Origin of the sequence: Gilliamella sp. App6-5 (assembly GCF_001690525.1) — a bacterium.
Lineage (GTDB): Bacteria > Pseudomonadota > Gammaproteobacteria > Enterobacterales > Orbaceae > Gilliamella > Gilliamella apicola_H.
The window spans coordinates 14,999-30,561 of record NZ_LZGT01000060.1 but is presented as its reverse complement, the minus strand read 5'-3'; the positions used below and the strand labels follow the sequence as shown (position 1 = coordinate 30,561).

The 15,563-nt window shown below is 35.4% G+C and carries 15 protein-coding genes and 1 rRNA gene; 5 read left to right on the top strand and 11 right to left on the bottom strand.

The window, feature by feature from the left end; genetic code table 11:
• The 7 genes from A9G24_RS07385 to murA all read right to left on the bottom strand — a co-directional run.
• A 16S ribosomal RNA gene (locus A9G24_RS07385) occupies positions 1-403 on the bottom strand; the annotation flags it as partial.
• 641 nt (positions 404-1,044) lie between these two features.
• A complete protein-coding gene (locus A9G24_RS07380; protein WP_141673111.1) occupies positions 1,045-2,142 on the bottom strand; it encodes an acyltransferase in 1,098 nt (365 codons plus the stop codon).
• A 118-nt stretch (positions 2,143-2,260) separates the two neighbouring features.
• Entirely contained in the window at positions 2,261-2,512 is a 252-nt protein-coding gene (locus A9G24_RS07375) for a GNAT family N-acetyltransferase (protein ID WP_065638431.1), read from the bottom strand.
• A gap of 212 nt (positions 2,513-2,724) precedes the next feature.
• Complete coding sequence (pfkA, locus tag A9G24_RS07370; protein ID WP_065638430.1) at positions 2,725-3,687, bottom strand: 6-phosphofructokinase; 963 nt, start codon at positions 3,685-3,687, stop codon at positions 2,725-2,727.
• Positions 3,688-3,780: 93 nt separating this feature from the next.
• Positions 3,781-4,677 carry a cation diffusion facilitator family transporter gene (locus A9G24_RS07365; RefSeq protein ID WP_065638429.1) on the bottom strand — a complete coding sequence of 299 codons (897 nt, stop codon included), beginning with the start codon at positions 4,675-4,677 and terminating at the stop codon, positions 3,781-3,783.
• An 11-nt stretch (positions 4,678-4,688) separates the two neighbouring features.
• The gene (gene yajL / locus A9G24_RS07360) at positions 4,689-5,264 is read right to left on the bottom strand and encodes a protein deglycase YajL (RefSeq protein ID WP_065638428.1); all 576 of its coding nucleotides are present in this window, start codon (positions 5,262-5,264) and stop codon (positions 4,689-4,691) included.
• A gap of 54 nt (positions 5,265-5,318) precedes the next feature.
• On the bottom strand, positions 5,319-6,572 hold the full coding sequence (gene murA / locus A9G24_RS07355) for a UDP-N-acetylglucosamine 1-carboxyvinyltransferase (RefSeq protein WP_065638427.1): 1,254 nt from the start codon (positions 6,570-6,572) through the stop codon (positions 5,319-5,321).
• A 67-nt stretch (positions 6,573-6,639) separates the two neighbouring features.
• On the opposite strand from murA, the gene A9G24_RS07350 reads away from it, so the two are divergent.
• The 5 genes from A9G24_RS07350 (at position 6,640) to can (ending at position 9,405) form a co-directional block, all read left to right on the top strand.
• Positions 6,640-6,945, top strand: a complete 306-nt coding sequence (locus A9G24_RS07350) for a GTP-binding protein (protein ID WP_218056246.1) — start codon at positions 6,640-6,642, stop codon at positions 6,943-6,945.
• Positions 6,942-7,139: a hypothetical protein gene (locus tag A9G24_RS07345; RefSeq protein WP_065638425.1), complete on the top strand. Its 198-nt coding sequence runs from the start codon at positions 6,942-6,944 to the stop codon at positions 7,137-7,139. The genes A9G24_RS07350 and A9G24_RS07345 overlap by 4 nt, the downstream gene beginning before the upstream one ends.
• 4 nt (positions 7,140-7,143) lie before the next feature.
• Positions 7,144-7,437, top strand: a complete 294-nt coding sequence (locus A9G24_RS07340; protein ID WP_335340087.1) for a GTP-binding protein — start codon at positions 7,144-7,146, stop codon at positions 7,435-7,437.
• Positions 7,438-7,618: 181 nt separating this feature from the next.
• Positions 7,619-8,680, top strand: coding sequence for an FAD-binding protein (locus A9G24_RS07335; RefSeq protein ID WP_065638423.1), 1,062 nt, complete (start codon positions 7,619-7,621; stop codon positions 8,678-8,680).
• A gap of 62 nt (positions 8,681-8,742) precedes the next feature.
• Complete coding sequence (gene can / locus A9G24_RS07330) at positions 8,743-9,405, top strand: carbonate dehydratase (RefSeq protein WP_065638422.1); 663 nt, start codon at positions 8,743-8,745, stop codon at positions 9,403-9,405.
• A 9-nt stretch (positions 9,406-9,414) separates the two neighbouring features.
• Here the strand turns inward: can and nrdG are convergent, their stop codons facing one another.
• The 4 genes from nrdG to rho all read right to left on the bottom strand — a co-directional run bounded on the left by nrdG (position 9,415) and on the right by rho (position 15,235).
• Positions 9,415-9,879: an anaerobic ribonucleoside-triphosphate reductase-activating protein gene (gene nrdG / locus A9G24_RS07325; RefSeq protein WP_065638421.1), complete on the bottom strand. Its 465-nt coding sequence runs from the start codon at positions 9,877-9,879 to the stop codon at positions 9,415-9,417.
• 17 nt (positions 9,880-9,896) lie between these two features.
• The gene (gene nrdD, locus A9G24_RS07320) at positions 9,897-12,032 is read right to left on the bottom strand and encodes an anaerobic ribonucleoside-triphosphate reductase (protein ID WP_065638420.1); all 2,136 of its coding nucleotides are present in this window, start codon (positions 12,030-12,032) and stop codon (positions 9,897-9,899) included.
• A gap of 350 nt (positions 12,033-12,382) precedes the next feature.
• Entirely contained in the window at positions 12,383-13,798 is a 1,416-nt protein-coding gene (gene gndA / locus A9G24_RS07315; protein ID WP_065638419.1) for an NADP-dependent phosphogluconate dehydrogenase, read from the bottom strand.
• 174 nt (positions 13,799-13,972) lie between these two features.
• Positions 13,973-15,235 carry a transcription termination factor Rho gene (gene rho / locus A9G24_RS07310; RefSeq protein WP_034910472.1) on the bottom strand — a complete coding sequence of 421 codons (1,263 nt, stop codon included), beginning with the start codon at positions 15,233-15,235 and terminating at the stop codon, positions 13,973-13,975.
• Positions 15,236-15,563: the final 328 nt, after the last annotated feature.

Here is a 15,563-nt window from a genome sequence, read left to right as displayed (position 1 = left end):
ACACGCGGCATGGCTGCATCAGGGTTCCCCCCATTGTGCAATATTCCCCACTGCTGCCTCCCGTAGGAGTCTGGACCGTGTCTCAGTTCCAGTGTGGCTGGTCATCCTCTCAGACCAGCTAGAGATCGTCGCCTAGGTGAGCCATTACCTCACCTACTAGCTAATCCCATATGGGTTCATCAAATGGCGCATGGCCCGAAAGTCCCATGCTTTGGTCTCTCAACTTTATACGGTATTAGCAGTCGTTTCCAACTGTTGTCCCCTTCCATTCGGCAGATCCCCATACCTTACTCACCCGTCCGCCACTCGTCATCAAGTGCAAGCACTCATGTTACCGTTCGACTTGCATGTGTTAAGCCTGCCGCCAGCGTTCAATCTGAGCCATGATCAAACTCTTCAATTTAAAGTTTGATGCTCAATAACTGTCTCTGACATATTCAAATGAATCTTCAGTGTCACTTATCAAGACTTAATTTTTAAGTCCGTAGACTTTTCATTCTTCGTCTCGCAAGTGCCCACACAGATTGTCTGTTTCTTCTTTTTAAAGAGCTGACAGCTTCAATTCCCAAACAACTTTTTGTTAATTTAGTTTGCTGTCTCAAGGGCTGCGTATACTACGCTACACTTTTTCATTCGTCAAGATCTTTTTTTCAAATTTTCGATCTTATTTTTAACTCACTCACCGCCTGCTTGTCGCTGACTGCGTGTCAGTGGATGCGCATTATAGGGGCTTTAAAAATTCGTGCAAGTATTAATTTTAATTTTTTTTCCGTTTGTTTTTTATTTGTTCAAATCTTTTTATTCGTCACATTCTGTATAAACAAAATAAAAATCATTTGTTACTGAAAAAACAATTTATTAAGTTAATTTATATAGGAATATAAAGACCCCTCGTATTTTCAATACAAATTTTGAGTATTAATTTATATTTTGCTAGTAATTTCCAGATAAAAACTATTTATTATTTTTTGAAGAAAAAATTCAGACAGTTTTTTAATAAAAATATCTTCAAAAAGTGCTAAATTTAAGTGTGAATGACATTATTTAGCGAATTCCACCAATAAGATATTTTGCTTTATTTTTGAAAATCAATTTTATTATGCTAGCTATCATAACACTTAAGGTTAAAGTAGATACCAAGAAGGTCACAGCGCCCAACGATGCCAACCAACCATTGTCGGTTTTGATTATATTGCTTAGTGGGGACATATGCACTAGATGTTCAAGCTCTAACACAATAATTTCATGGATAAAATAAATTGGAAAACTAATATTTGCCATATAAGAAAAGAATTTATATAGTTTTCCCTCATTTATTTTATGGTTGAGTCCATCTAAAAAATAGAGTGCTAATATAAATAATATGATCTTTTGTAATGTATCGTAATAAAGTTTTTCAACAACTAAATGGCTTGTATAGCGATAAGTGAATGGAACAAGAAAACATAAACCAAAAAGGAATATCACCCAGTACAAATTATCTTTTACTGACTTCATGATGGTTTGATAATTTTGTTTTATCATCATACCAATTAGATAGACAGGACCATAATGCAATAAATTTAAAAGCGGTTTAGTAAAATCGGGTTTAGTAAACATCACGACCCAAAACATAGCAATCAAACTTACGACGATTAAATTCTTTTTCGACCAATAAAAAAAGAGTGGCCCCATAAAATATACAATGATAATCATCGGGATAAACCACAAAGGTAGAAGCTGCGTACCAGTTAACATCATACGAACTATCGTGCTCGTAATACTAATTTCAGTTGATGAGAACCATGGTAAATCTGATAAATACGGGTAATGGAAAAATATAAAGCAGAAAACTGATACTGAAATATAAGGACACACTACTGTCTTAATTTTTGATAGATAATATGATTTAGTATTGAATTTATAGGTTAAATGTTGAAATAAAAAACCAGCAATTAATACAAAAAAAGTAGTAAAATTAAACGCAAATAAATTCAAAAAAGAAAATAAATAACTATTAGCAATTAAATGAGTATTTTTAAACACCCCCAAACAGTGACTAAAAACAATCATAATAATTGCAACACCACGTAATACGTGAATGGAATGAATTTTTTGTGTTTTTTCTGTTACCATTTTAGATAGTGTAAATAATGAAAGCAATTAGCATACATTACCACATTTTCATGTAACTAGAACCATCATTTACAAAAAATTTTAGGCAAAACACAACAGATATAACAATATAAATCAATGAATTATTATATTTTGTTTAAACTGGTTATCTAGCCAATTTATTAACAGCAAATGAACAAATAGGAATAATTTCACGTTCCTCTTGCTGTAATCGTTTAACGACAAGGTCTAACAAATTATCAGCAATGCCTCGGCCTCGATATGCAGGATCGACGTAAGTATGATTAATCGTAGCTTTATCTTTTCCCACCCTTATAAAGGTCATTTCAGCAACTTCTTTATTATTGGCATCACAAGCATAAAAACGATCATTATCTTCTAAAAAACGCAATGACATAAAATTACCTATAGACCATTGTAATTAATCGATCACTTGATAAATTCAAAGATTATTTTATGGTAAGTTTAATCCAATATCAGCTAACTATAGGAAAGCTAGCAAATAAACAATAGATGACTGTTTTAAGATTTTATCGTCAATCAGTCACCTATAATTAAGCTGTCAGATCTTTATCAATATTGATTATTCTTTAACGGCACAATTACCATTTAAAATAATCTTTTAGCCGTATTATACAGATCTATATCAAATGGACGTTTCATATTATTGATAGCTTCAATAATATTATGATGTACTAATTTACCATTTTGTACACCAACGCTTCTACCAGCCTGACCTTGTAGCAACAATTCAACAGCATAAGCTCCCATGCGAGAACCTAAAATACGATCATAAGGAACAGGAGAGCCACCACGTTGAACATGACCTAATACCGTTGCACGCGTTTCGTGATGAACGGCCGCTTCAATGTCTGCTGCAAGTTGGTTTACATCACACATATGCTCTGTAACAGTTACAATTGCATGTTTTTTACCTTTTGCAAAGCCCAGTTTAATTTCTTCGATTAGATCTTCTTTAGTATAAGAAACCTCAGGAATAATCATAAATTCACAGCCACCAGCAACAGAAGCATTTAAGGTTAAATCACCACAGTCCCGCCCCATAATTTCAATAATTGAAATTCGGTTATGCGAAGAACAAGTATCACGTAATCTATCAATTGCTTCAACAGCAGTACTAAGGGCAGTAAAATAGCCAATGGTATAATCAGTTCCACGAATATCATTATCAATAGTACCAGGTAAGCCGATACATGGAAAACCTTCTTCAGTTAATCGCATTGCCCCCATATATGAACCATCACCACCAATAACCACTAAAGCATCAATTTGATGTTTTTTTAAATTAGCAATAGCTTTTTGTCTTACGTTTTTATCTTTAAACTCTGGAAATCTAGCCGAACCAAGGAATGTACCACCACGAGTAATAATATCTGATACACTTGAACGCTCTAATTGAACAATACGATCTTCACAAAGTCCCATATAGCCATCATAAATACCAAAGACATCCAATCCTTCTGCTAATGCAGTTCTTACAACACCACGAATAGCAGCATTCATTCCCGGAGCATCGCCACCACTGGTTAAAATACCTATTTTTTTTATCATATGAAACAACTCCAAATTATTAACTTTTCGTTATTATAGAGTCTTAACAGATAACTAACAATAGACAATAAAAGCTATTTTTGATTAATTTTTCTACTTCTTTATTTCGGTTGGCACAACGGAAATTGGATCTTGGTGAATAATCACTGTTGCTGGAGAGAACTCTTTAGAAATATGTTTTTCAATAGCATCGGCAATAGCATGTGCTCTAATTAAAGGCATATCGTCATCTAGCTCAAGGTGCAATTGAATAAATTTTAAAGGACCTGCTTGCCGTGTTTTTAGCTCATGAAAACCTTGTACCTCAGGATATGAAGCAACAATTTCAGCAATTTTTACCTTATCGCTATCAGGCAAAGCGCGATCAAGTAGCTCCTGAATGGCACGATAAGCAATATGATAAGCGTTATAACAAATATATAAAGCAATAAACGATGCAAAGGCAGCATCAGCATAAGTAATACCGTACCAACTTAAACAAAGTACAATGATAACAGCAATATTCATCAGCATGTCGGAAGAATAATGTAGCATATCAGCCTGAATAACATTACTGCTAGTCATTTTTACAACGTGTCTTTGGTATAAGACAAGAACAGCTGTAATTACAGCAGAAACTATCGAAACAGCAATTCCTAATAAAGGAAACTGCAACTCACTTGGGTGAATAAAAGATCGAATACTAGAAAGTAATAAAATTATCGCAGAACCAATAATAAATGCGCTCTGCGATAATGCAGCCAACGATTCTGCCTTACCATGACCAAAAGTATGTTCATCATCTGCAGGTTTTAGCGCATAACGGACTAAAAAGAAATTGAATCCAGAAGCAAGTAAATCGATACTTGAATCCAATAATGACGCAAATAAACTTATTGAGCCCGTTAACCAGCAAGTAATCAATTTAATTAAAATTAGAAAAATAGAGATTAGAACGGCGCTCAATGTCGCTCTTTTAACTAATCTTTCGTACAAATGTGAATTTAACATTTGATACCTATTTATTGATAGGATTCAATCCCTGATGGAAGAACTAACTGCTGAGCAACCTCGGCAGCTTTTGTTTTTCCTAACAATACCTCGATAATTTTTAAGGCAAAATCAATGGATGTCGCAGGACCTTGGCTGGTAATGACTTTATTTTTCTCATCATAATAAACTCTATCAGCTTTCCAGTTTTTGAATGCCTCTTTAGTGGTTGGATAACCGGTCATATCAGCATGTGGGAATAAATTATGATGCTGCAAAACCATGGCTGGCGAAGCACAGATTGCAGCAACAATACCACCACTCTGATGTGTTTGTTTTAATTTCTCGATCAATAATGGACAGTCTCGAAAATTTTCTGCGCCTTTTACACCACCAGGTAAAATAACAACGTCAAAATCAATGTATTGAATATCTAAAATCGTTTTTTTAGCTAAAATTGTTACTCCTCGGGAACATTCAATTTCACGAATATTCGAGATACTCGCGGTAGTCACTTTAATATCGGCTCGGGTTAATAAATCAATTGTCGTGACTGCTTCTGTTTCTTCACAACCATTTGATAAAAATACCAACGCTTGTTTTGTCATTTTTGTCCCTCTTTTGAATAAGTAACTGACTTATCATATTTAATAAAATGAGATTTATTTTACTCTTTCAATATTCGCGCCTAATTTTCTTAGTTTTTCTTCAATATTATCATAACCACGATCAATATGGTAAATACGATCAATCGTAGTTAATCCTTCGGCAATGCAACCAGCTAAAACTAAACTTGCTGATGCCCTTAAATCCGTTGCCATGACTTGTGTTCCACTCAATTTTTCAACGCCATGCGTAATTAAGGTATTGCCTTCAATTTCAGCTCTAGCCCCCATACGAATTAGCTCAGGAACATGCATAAATCGATTTTCAAAAATCGTTTCTTTAATGATTCCAGTACCTTCAGCAACCATATTCAATAATGAAAATTGTGCTTGCATATCGGTAGGAAACCCTGGATGGGGAGCGGTGTGAATATTGACCGCTTTCGCTCTTTTTCCCTGCATATCTAAACAAATCCAATCGTCACCAATTTCAATTTTAGCCCCAGCCTCCTTCAATTTAGAAAGCACAGAATCAAGCAAGGTAGGATCCGTTTTACGACAAGTAATTTTACCTTGAGATATAGCTGCCGCAACTAAAAAAGTCCCTGTTTCAATGCGATCAGAAACGATCTCATGCACACCACCACCTAAACATTCGACCCCTTCAATTTCAATACGCATTGTACCAGCACCAGTAATTTTAGCGCCTAGCATATTCAGGAATTTAGCTGTATCAACAATTTCAGGTTCACAAGCTGCATTTTCGATTACAGTTTTACCTTCAGCTAAAGTAGCAGCTGACATAATAGTCACAGTCGCGCCAACACTCACTTTATCCATAACAATATGAGCACCTTTCAGTCGTCCATTTACCGATGCTTTAACATAACCTTCATCAAGTGTAATTGTCGCCCCTAATTGTTCAAGACCCGTAATATGAAGATCAACAGGTCTTGCGCCGATAGCACAACCACCAGGTAATGAAACTTGTCCTTGTCCAAAACGAGCAACAAGTGGACCTAAAGCCCAAATTGAAGCGCGCATCGTTTTAACTAGCTCATAAGGTGCACAATAATTATTAAGATGACCAGCATCAAGATGAATAATATCACTTCGTTCACATTTTACGCCTAGCTGGCTTAACAATTCCAGCGTTGTGTCGATATCTTTCAACTTGGGAACATTTCGAAGCTCTACTGGTTTTTCAGCTAAAATCGCAGCAAATAAAATGGGTAGCGCAGCATTTTTTGCGCCAGAGATAACCACTTCACCATTTAGTGTGGTTGGACCTGTTACGTGAAACTTTTCCATTATTAACTCTTATGCATGATAAAGGCGAATATTATAGAAGTTATTTACTAATAGATAAATGTATTTCATGAAAAAATTGAAATTCTACTTTCATTTAAATCAACTAGAAATAAATCTAATCGAAAACGAATTTGATCGACTGATTATCGAAACAACTGGACTTGCCGATCCAGCGCCAATCATTCAAGCCTTTTTTATTGATGATTTAATTCGAGAAACCATTCAACTTGATGGAATTATTACTCCTGTCGATGCCAATCATATTTTAAAACACCTTAATGAACATCCGGTAACCCTTTCACAAATTGGTTTTGCAGAGCGAATTACTTTAACTAAAACTGACTGTATTAGTGATCAACAAAAGCCGAAATGATTAATCCAATTCATAAAATCAATCATAAAGCCACCGTCTTTGAAGCTATAAAAGGGCAAATACCAAAATCACAATGGCTTGATATACATGTCTTTGATCTCAGCGATGAACTAACAATAAATAAAGGCTTTTTTGTTATCAACCCAACTAAAAAACCACTACCAATCCAAAAACAAGCTACATTAGGGGGGTAATAATATTTGTTCTTCTCTTTTTGAAGCTGGCGAGCTCGACCTGAAAAAGATTGGCACCTTTATGGAGAGCTTAGTCAAACAATATGGTAACAACATGTTACGCTACAAAGGTGTTTTAGCTATCAAAAATAACAATCAACGATGGATAGTTCAAGGTGTACATAAAGTCGCGGGATTTGACTATGGTTCTCCTTGGCAAAATTTAGCAGAAAGAATATCTCGATTGGTAATTATCAGTCGTACGTCGCCATTTGATGAATTAAATAAATCGTTTTTAAAAACAGTATCAGACCAATAACAAAAATTAATACGTTAAAAAGGCAAATTCACATCCTATTTTTATACTGAAACACATACTTTCCTGAAACTTCTTTACAAGTTAACTGGCATAGAGAAACTCACATCTCTAATAGCCACACTTAATTTAATTTGCTACCATAACCGCCTTTTAAACATGATAAGACAAGCAACACAATAACATGGATTACGATATCGCAATCATAGGACTTGGACCGGCTGGCAGTACACTAGCTCGTTTACTTAACCCATCGTTTAAAGTCATTGCATTAGATACAAAACATCAGACAGGAGATGGAGGATTTCATAAACCTTGTGGTGGACTATTAGCAGATGATGCACAGAAGGCCTTTGTTCGGCAAAATTTGAACTTACCAACTGATATTTTAACGAATCCTCAAATTTTTAGTGTCAAAACTTATGACTTACAAACCAAACTTGTTCGGAATTATCAACGAAGTTATGTGAGTTTCGATAGGCATAAATTTGATCTATGGCTAAAATCACTAATACCATCAAACGTCACCGTCCTTCATAATACACTTTGTAAAGAAGTTAGACGTATCATTGATGGTTATCAAATTACCTATCAAGATGAAAATAAAACTGAACACAATATCACCGCACAATATGTGGTCGGTGCTGATGGCGCCAATTCCCTTGTTAGGCGGATGCGATATCCTCAGCATACAATAAGACAATATGTGGCGATACAGCAATGGTTTCCAGAACTGCATCCAAATCCTTTTAATTCGTGTGTATTTGATAATAAATCGACAAATTGCTACGCTTGGAGCATTTCGAAAGATGGCTATTTTATTTTCGGTGGCGCTTTCCCCAAAAAAGTAGCAAATCAAGATTTTGAAAAATTAAAAGAAAAATTAGCAATACAAGGATTCATTTTCGGTAAACCGCTAAAAACAGAAAAGTGTTTAGTCGTTTACCCAAATCGATTGCGTGATTTTTACACTGGCAATGAGAATATCTTTTTAATTGGTGAAGCAGCTGGTTTTATTAGTGCAAGTTCTTTAGAAGGTATTAGCTATGCTTTGGATAGTGCTGAAATTTTAAGTAAAATTTTAAACAGCCACCACCCCAAACCTAATAAATGTTATTATCAACGCACAATTCCACTACGATTAAAACTTTATTGCAAAATTTTCAAAGCTAAACTATTAACAACCCCTTTATGGCGTAAATTGATAATGAAAAGCAAGATTCAGCATATTGAAAGAATTGAGTAACATAAAATCAAAAATAAGCATAGTATAAGAATAATAATGAAATATATGAGGAAATATCAATTATGTTTGATGTCGAAGATTTAATTCGTTTTAATCACGAATGGTCAGAAAAAATTGAGCAAGAAGATCCTGAATTTTTTAAACAGCTTGCCGTTGCACAAAATCCAAAATTTTTATGGATCGGTTGTTCAGATAGCCGTGTTTCAGCAGAAAAACTTATCCAGTTAAAACCAGGTGAGCTATTTGTTCATAGAAACGTAGGCAATCTTGTTATTCATACCGATCTCAACTGTTTATCAGTAGTGCAATATGCTGTAGATGTACTTAAAATTGAGGATATCATTGTTTGTGGTCATTTAGGTTGTGGTGGAATTCGTGATGCGGTTGAAAATCCTGATTTAGGGTTAATTAATAACTGGCTACTGCATATTCGTGATCTGTGGTTTCGAAACAGCTCACTACTGGGTCAATTTCCACCCGATATCCGCTTAGATGTGTTATGTGAACTCAATGTAATTGAACAAGTTTACAATCTTGGCCACTCCACAATAATCCAATCAGCATGGCAACGAGGTCAAAAAGTGAATTTACATGGTTGGGTTTACGGTATTGATAACGGTAAGATAACCGATTTACATATCACATCATCCAGCAGTGAAAATCTTGAAATTAATTATCGTGAGGCAATTTCTTATCTTTTAAATTTACATAAGTCACAAAAATAACCCAATTTTTTATTTAAAACGATAAATAACTTGATTGCTGCTTCCTCGCCACAATAAGCGAGGATCAGCAAGTTCTTGTATAAATTTTCCATCAATTAGCACATCAATGTAAGGAATAACGGCTTGTTGTTCGACGGTTAACTCATCAAGTTTATACCCAGTCCAAAGCCAGATATCTTTACTGTCACACTCGGCTTTAACGCGTTGAACCAGTCTTAATATCGTTGGGACATTTTGTGGATGCAAAGGATCACCGCCAGATAACGATAACCCTTGCCGTTTTATCTCGGTATCTTGTAAATCTTTGATAATTTGATCTTCAAGCGATTGCGTAAATGGCAAACCAGAATTTACTCCCCATGTACTTTTGTTATAACAACCAGGGCACTGATGTACACAACCAGCGACAAAAAGCACGCAGCGAGTTCCTTCACCATTAACAACATCGACAGGATAATAACGATGATAATTCATAAGTATCGCATTTATTATTAACCAATTTGACCATTATTCAAATGTTTAACCCGACGTTTCACCTCTTCTTGTTTTCCAGCATTAAAAGGACGAGCATCAGGGCTACCTAAGTATCCGCAAACACGGCGAATCACAGACACTTTTGAAGATTCATGATTACCACAACTTGGGCAAACAAAGCCTTTACTTGTACACAAAAATTCACCGGTATAACCACATTCATAACATTCATCAATGGGCGTGTTAGTTCCATAATAAGGCACTCGAGTATAACTGTAATCCCATACATCCTCTAATGCTTTGATATTGTTAATCATATTTGGATATTCACCATAGCAAATAAATCCACCATTTGCGATAGAAGGATACGTTTTTTCAAATTCGATTTTTTCGTATGGATTAACCTTTTTCTCGACATCAAGATGAAAGCTGTTTGTATAATAGCCTTTATCAGTAACACCAGGAATTACACCAAATTCAGCTGTATCAAGTCGGCAGAATCGATCACATAAATTTTCGCTTGGTGTGCTATATAAGCTAAAACCATAACCAGTTTCGCTCTTCCATTGATCTACCGCTTTACGTAAACGCCCAACAATTTCTACCCCCTTTTCACGTAATTTATCACTATCAAATGGGTGAGTTTGGTATCCGTAAAGTGCATTTAAGGTTTCATGGATTCCAATATAACCTAAAGAGATTGAAGCACGACCATTTTTGAAAATTTCAGAAACACTATCGTCTTCGTTAAGCCGCACACCACAAGCACCTTCCATGTATAAAATAGGAGCAACACGTGCTTTTACGCTATCAAGTCGAGCAATACGCGTCATTAACGCTTTTTTACATAGCGCTAAACGTTTATCTAAAATTTCCCAAAAACGCGTTTCATCGCCTTTAGCTTCAATGGCTATACGCGGCAAGTTTAGACTAATTACACCTAAATTATTACGACCATCATGAATTAATTGCCCCTCTTCTTCATAAACACCTAAAAAGCTTCGGCAGCCCATTGGCGTTTTAAATGAGCCAGTTACCTCGACAACTTTATCGTAGTTTAGAATATCTGGGTACATACGTTTACTTGCGCACTCTAAGGCAAGTTGTTTAATATCATAATTAGTATCACCTAGTTTATGATTAATACCCTCTTTAATTGCAAAAACCAATTTCGGGAAAACAGCCGTTTTATGATTTTTACCAAGTCCTTTAATGCGAACTTTTAAAATAGATTCTTGAATTAAGCGTGATTCCCAACTTGTTCCTAAACCAAAACCAAAAGTAACAAACGGCGTTTGACCATTAGCAGTATGTAAAGTGTTTACCTCATATTCTAGAGATTGAAACGCATCGTAACACTCTTTTTGAGTTCGGCATTTAGCATAATCTTCGGAATTTGGGATATTCCACTCTTCTGCCACTTGTTTATGTTTGTTATAACTGATGGTAACAAATTTTGCTAAAACTTCATCGATGCGATTAATAGTCGTCCCACCATAAATATGGCTAGCGACTTGTGCAATAATTTGCGCAGTGACTGCTGTCGCTGTCGCAATTGATTTTGGTGGCTCAATTTCAGCATTACCCATTTTAAATCCGTTAGTTAGCATACCATCTAAATCAATTAACATACAGTTAAACATCGGGAAAAATGGCGCATAATCTAAATCATGATAATGAATTTCACCACAATCGTGAGCGCGTACAATGTCTTTTGGTAATAAATATTGTTTAGCATAATGCTTTGCCACAATACCAGCGAGTAAATCACGTTGAGTAGGAATAACCTTACTATCTTTATTAGCATTTTCATTTAAAATAGCAACGTTACTTTGCTCAATTAGTCCACGAATATCTTGATTTAGAAGGCTACGTTCTTCACGAGCGCGATCACGATCGTGGCGATACTCAATATAAGTTCTTGCTAATTTTTTATAAGGGCCTGACATCAACTGATTTTCAACCGCATTTTGAATTTCGTTAATATCGACACTTTCTCGCTCAGTCATTTGATTGGTAACAACACGAGCAACCGTTGCACAATAATCTGGATCATGAACATTGGCCGCCACTGCAGCTTTGACAATGGCATCTTTGATTCGAGTCTCATTAAATGCAGTTTGACAACCATCACGTTTAATTACAACAGGCATACATCTCCTCAATATTCATTAATAATTAGCAATTGGCATAGGTTTTATATCACTAAAAATATTCCTGTAATTATTACTCTCTTATGATATAAAACTGAGTTTTCACATCGCTTAGATGAATACTATATATAGTATTCATTTTAAAATTATACACCATATATAGTGTTTTTCTAGGTTTTTTAATAAATAAAATAACTTGACAAGTTTAAAGTCAATAATGACAAGCATTTATGAAATACTAAGATATAAGACGGGAAAAAAGAAATAAATCCACTAGAAAAACAAATAAACAAAAGTGCAAAGCTTACTTGCACTTTTGTATACCAAAATAAGATTATTAATCAAACAAATTATGATTCAATATTTAGCCAATCCGTATGGAACACACCTTCTTTATCAATACGTTGATAAGTATGAGCACCAAAATAATCTCGTTGTGCTTGAATCAAATTAGCGGGTAATACCGCTGAACGATAGCTATCATAATAAGCAATAGCCGCCGAAAGTGTTGGAACAGCAATACCTTGTTGTACGGCTAAAGACACCACATCACGCAATGATTGTTGATAAGCTTCGACCGTTTGATTAAAATATGGTGCTAATAGCAGATTATCAATCTCATTATTATCAGCATAAGCATCGGTAATTTTTTGTAGGAATTGTGCACGAATAATACACCCTGCTCTAAAAATTTTAGCAATTTCACCATAATTTAAATCCCATTGATATTTATGGGAGGCGGCTTTTAATTGTGCAAAACCTTGCGCATAAGAGATGATTTTACCCATATAGAGAGCTTTACGAACTTTCTCTATCAGTTCATTCTTATCACCACTATAAGGCTCTTTTTGCGGACCTTTTAACACTTTTGCTGCCGCAACTCGCTGATCTTTAATTGCAGATAGATAACGAGCAAATACAGACTCAGTGATTAATGATAAAGGCTCACCCAAATCTAAAGCGCTTTGGCTAGTCCATTTACCTGTTCCTTTATTGCCTGCAGCATCTAAAATCACATCAACTAAATAATTACCTTCTTCGTCTTTATGCTTGAAGATATCGGCAGTGATTTCGATCAAATAACTATCTAATTCACCTTTATTCCAATCAGTAAAAACGTCAGCAAGTTCATCATTAGTTAAACCCGCGGCATGCTTTAACACCGAATAGCTTTCCGCTATCAGTTGCATATCGCCATACTCAATACCATTGTGAGCCATTTTCACATAATGGCCTGCCCCATTTGGACCGATATAAGTCACACAAGGTTCACCGCTAGCCTTAGCGGCAATTTGCTCTAATATTGGTGCAACTAATTTATAAGCCTCTTTTTGTCCGCCTGGCATAATTGATGGGCCCTTGAGTGCCCCCTCTTCACCACCAGAAACACCCGCACCAATAAAGTTAAACCCTTCAGCTGATAACGTTTTATTACGGCGAATTGTATCTTCAAAATAAGCATTACCACCATCGATAATGATATCGCCTTTATCTAAAAGTGGGCGTAGTTCATCAATTACAGCATCAGTACCTTTACCTGCTTGAACCATAATTAGGATACGACGTGGTTTTTCTAAAGAATTAACGAAATCTTCAATGGTAAAATAAGGAACCAATTGCTTATCAGAATGTTCAGCCATGACTTGCTCTGTTTTATCTTTAGAACGATTATAAATAGCAACAGAAAATCCACGACTTTCAATATTGAGCGCAAGATTTCGCCCCATAACTGCCATTCCAATAACACCGATTTGTTGTTTTGACATGAGTTGGCTCCTTTATTAAACCTTTATAACCTTAACCATAAGGCTTTTTAACAACATCTAAAACTTAATTAAGTTTTATAAATTACGCTATATTTTGCCATAAAAAAAGCCGTATCAGAATATAATACGGCTCTTTTTCATTACTTTAATGATATTTACTAACAACTGAGCAAATCATGAACGCTTCATCATTTCAAAAAACTCATCGTTGGTCTTAGTCATGGCAAGTTTGTCAATCAAAAACTCCATCGCATCAGTCTCGCCCATTGGGTTAAGAATTTTGCGTAAAATCCACATTTTTTGTAGTTCATCTGGTGAAGTCATTAAATCTTCTTTACGAGTACCAGAGCGATTAAAGTCAATCGCAGGGAACACACGACGTTCAGCAATTTTACGAGATAAATGGACTTCCATATTCCCCGTACCTTTGAACTCTTCGTAGATAACTTCATCCATTTTAGACCCCGTATCAATCAACGCAGTTGCAATAATAGTTAAACTACCACCTTCTTCGACATTACGAGCCGCACCAAAAAAGCGTTTTGGACGATGTAACGCATTAGCATCGACACCACCAGTTAATACTTTACCGGATGATGGAACAACCGTATTGTATGCACGAGCCAAACGGGTGATTGAGTCTAATAAAATAATCACGTCTTTTTTATGTTCAACCAAACGTTTTGCACGTTCAATTACCATTTCAGCGACTTGAACGTGCCTTGCTGCTGGCTCATCGAAAGTCGAAGCAACGACTTCGCCTTTAACTAGGCGTTGCATTTCGGTCACTTCTTCTGGGCGCTCATCAATCATCAATACCACTAATTCACATTCAGGATGATTGACTGCTAGACTTTGAGCAATATTTTGTAAAAGCATTGTTTTACCTGCTTTTGGTGGTGCAACAATCAAACCACGTTGTCCTTTACCTATTGGTGATGCCAAATCAAGCACTCTTGCTGTGATATCTTCGGTTGAACCATTACCTCGTTCCATTCTTAAACGAGAATTGGGATGAAGTGGCGTTAAGTTTTCGAAAAGAATTTTGTTGCGGGCGTCTTCAGGCTTATCGTGATTGACTTCGTTGACTTTCAACAAAGCAAAATATCGTTCACCTTCTTTTGGCGGACGGATTTTACCCGCAATGGTATCACCAGTCCTTAAATTAAATCGTCGAATCTGACTTGGCGACACATAAATATCATCTGGTCCAGCTAAATAAGAACTATCAGCTGAACGCAAAAAGCCAAATCCATCTTGCAAAATTTCCAGTACACCATCACCAAAAATATCTTCACCACTTTTGGCATGTTGCTTTAAGATTGCAAAAATAATGTCTTGTTTTCTAAGTCGGGCTAGATTTTCAAGCCCCATTTTTTTTTCACCAAGCGCTACAAGCTCAGAGACAGAAGTGTTTTTTAATTCAGTTAAATTCATAATTTTAAAAATTCTTGAGGATAAAATTGATATGTTTGCAATTAATATTATTTTTGTCTATTTGTTTCATTTACTTATAAAAAAATTCGCTCTCTTACAACACATAAATTCAATCGATTAATAAGCTTTTGATGATAATTGAAGATCTGGATATAGAATTTCACCACTTTACCAATAAAACAATGAATTTGTAGAAAGGAATATTTGTAAGAGGCTAGCAATTTACACTAAAAATACTAATATGTCTATATTTAATTGAATTAGTTATTCTAAGTTGCTAAACCTAGTAAAAAGATAGGATCCAAAAGAGTAATATATAACTCATTAC

Bases quoted from the DNA above. Each gene is read 5' to 3' on its own strand.
- A9G24_RS07375 (WP_065638431.1), bottom strand. From the start codon at position 2,512: ATGTCATTGCGTTTTTTAGAAGATAATGATCGTTTTTATGCTTGTGAT.
- pfkA (WP_065638430.1), bottom strand. From the start codon at position 3,687: ATGATAAAAAAAATAGGTATTTTAACCAGTGGTGGCGATGCTCCGGGA.
- A9G24_RS07365 (WP_065638429.1), bottom strand. From the start codon at position 4,677: ATGTTAAATTCACATTTGTACGAAAGATTAGTTAAAAGAGCGACATTG.
- yajL (WP_065638428.1), bottom strand. From the start codon at position 5,264: ATGACAAAACAAGCGTTGGTATTTTTATCAAATGGTTGTGAAGAAACA.
- murA (WP_065638427.1), bottom strand. From the start codon at position 6,572: ATGGAAAAGTTTCACGTAACAGGTCCAACCACACTAAATGGTGAAGTG.
- A9G24_RS07350 (WP_218056246.1), top strand. From the start codon at position 6,640: ATGAAAAAATTGAAATTCTACTTTCATTTAAATCAACTAGAAATAAAT.
- A9G24_RS07345 (WP_065638425.1), top strand. From the start codon at position 6,942: ATGATTAATCCAATTCATAAAATCAATCATAAAGCCACCGTCTTTGAA.
- A9G24_RS07335 (WP_065638423.1), top strand. From the start codon at position 7,619: ATGGATTACGATATCGCAATCATAGGACTTGGACCGGCTGGCAGTACA.
- can (WP_065638422.1), top strand. From the start codon at position 8,743: ATGTTTGATGTCGAAGATTTAATTCGTTTTAATCACGAATGGTCAGAA.
- nrdG (WP_065638421.1), bottom strand. From the start codon at position 9,879: ATGAATTATCATCGTTATTATCCTGTCGATGTTGTTAATGGTGAAGGA.
- nrdD (WP_065638420.1), bottom strand. From the start codon at position 12,032: ATGCCTGTTGTAATTAAACGTGATGGTTGTCAAACTGCATTTAATGAG.
- gndA (WP_065638419.1), bottom strand. From the start codon at position 13,798: ATGTCAAAACAACAAATCGGTGTTATTGGAATGGCAGTTATGGGGCGA.
- rho (WP_034910472.1), bottom strand. From the start codon at position 15,235: ATGAATTTAACTGAATTAAAAAACACTTCTGTCTCTGAGCTTGTAGCG.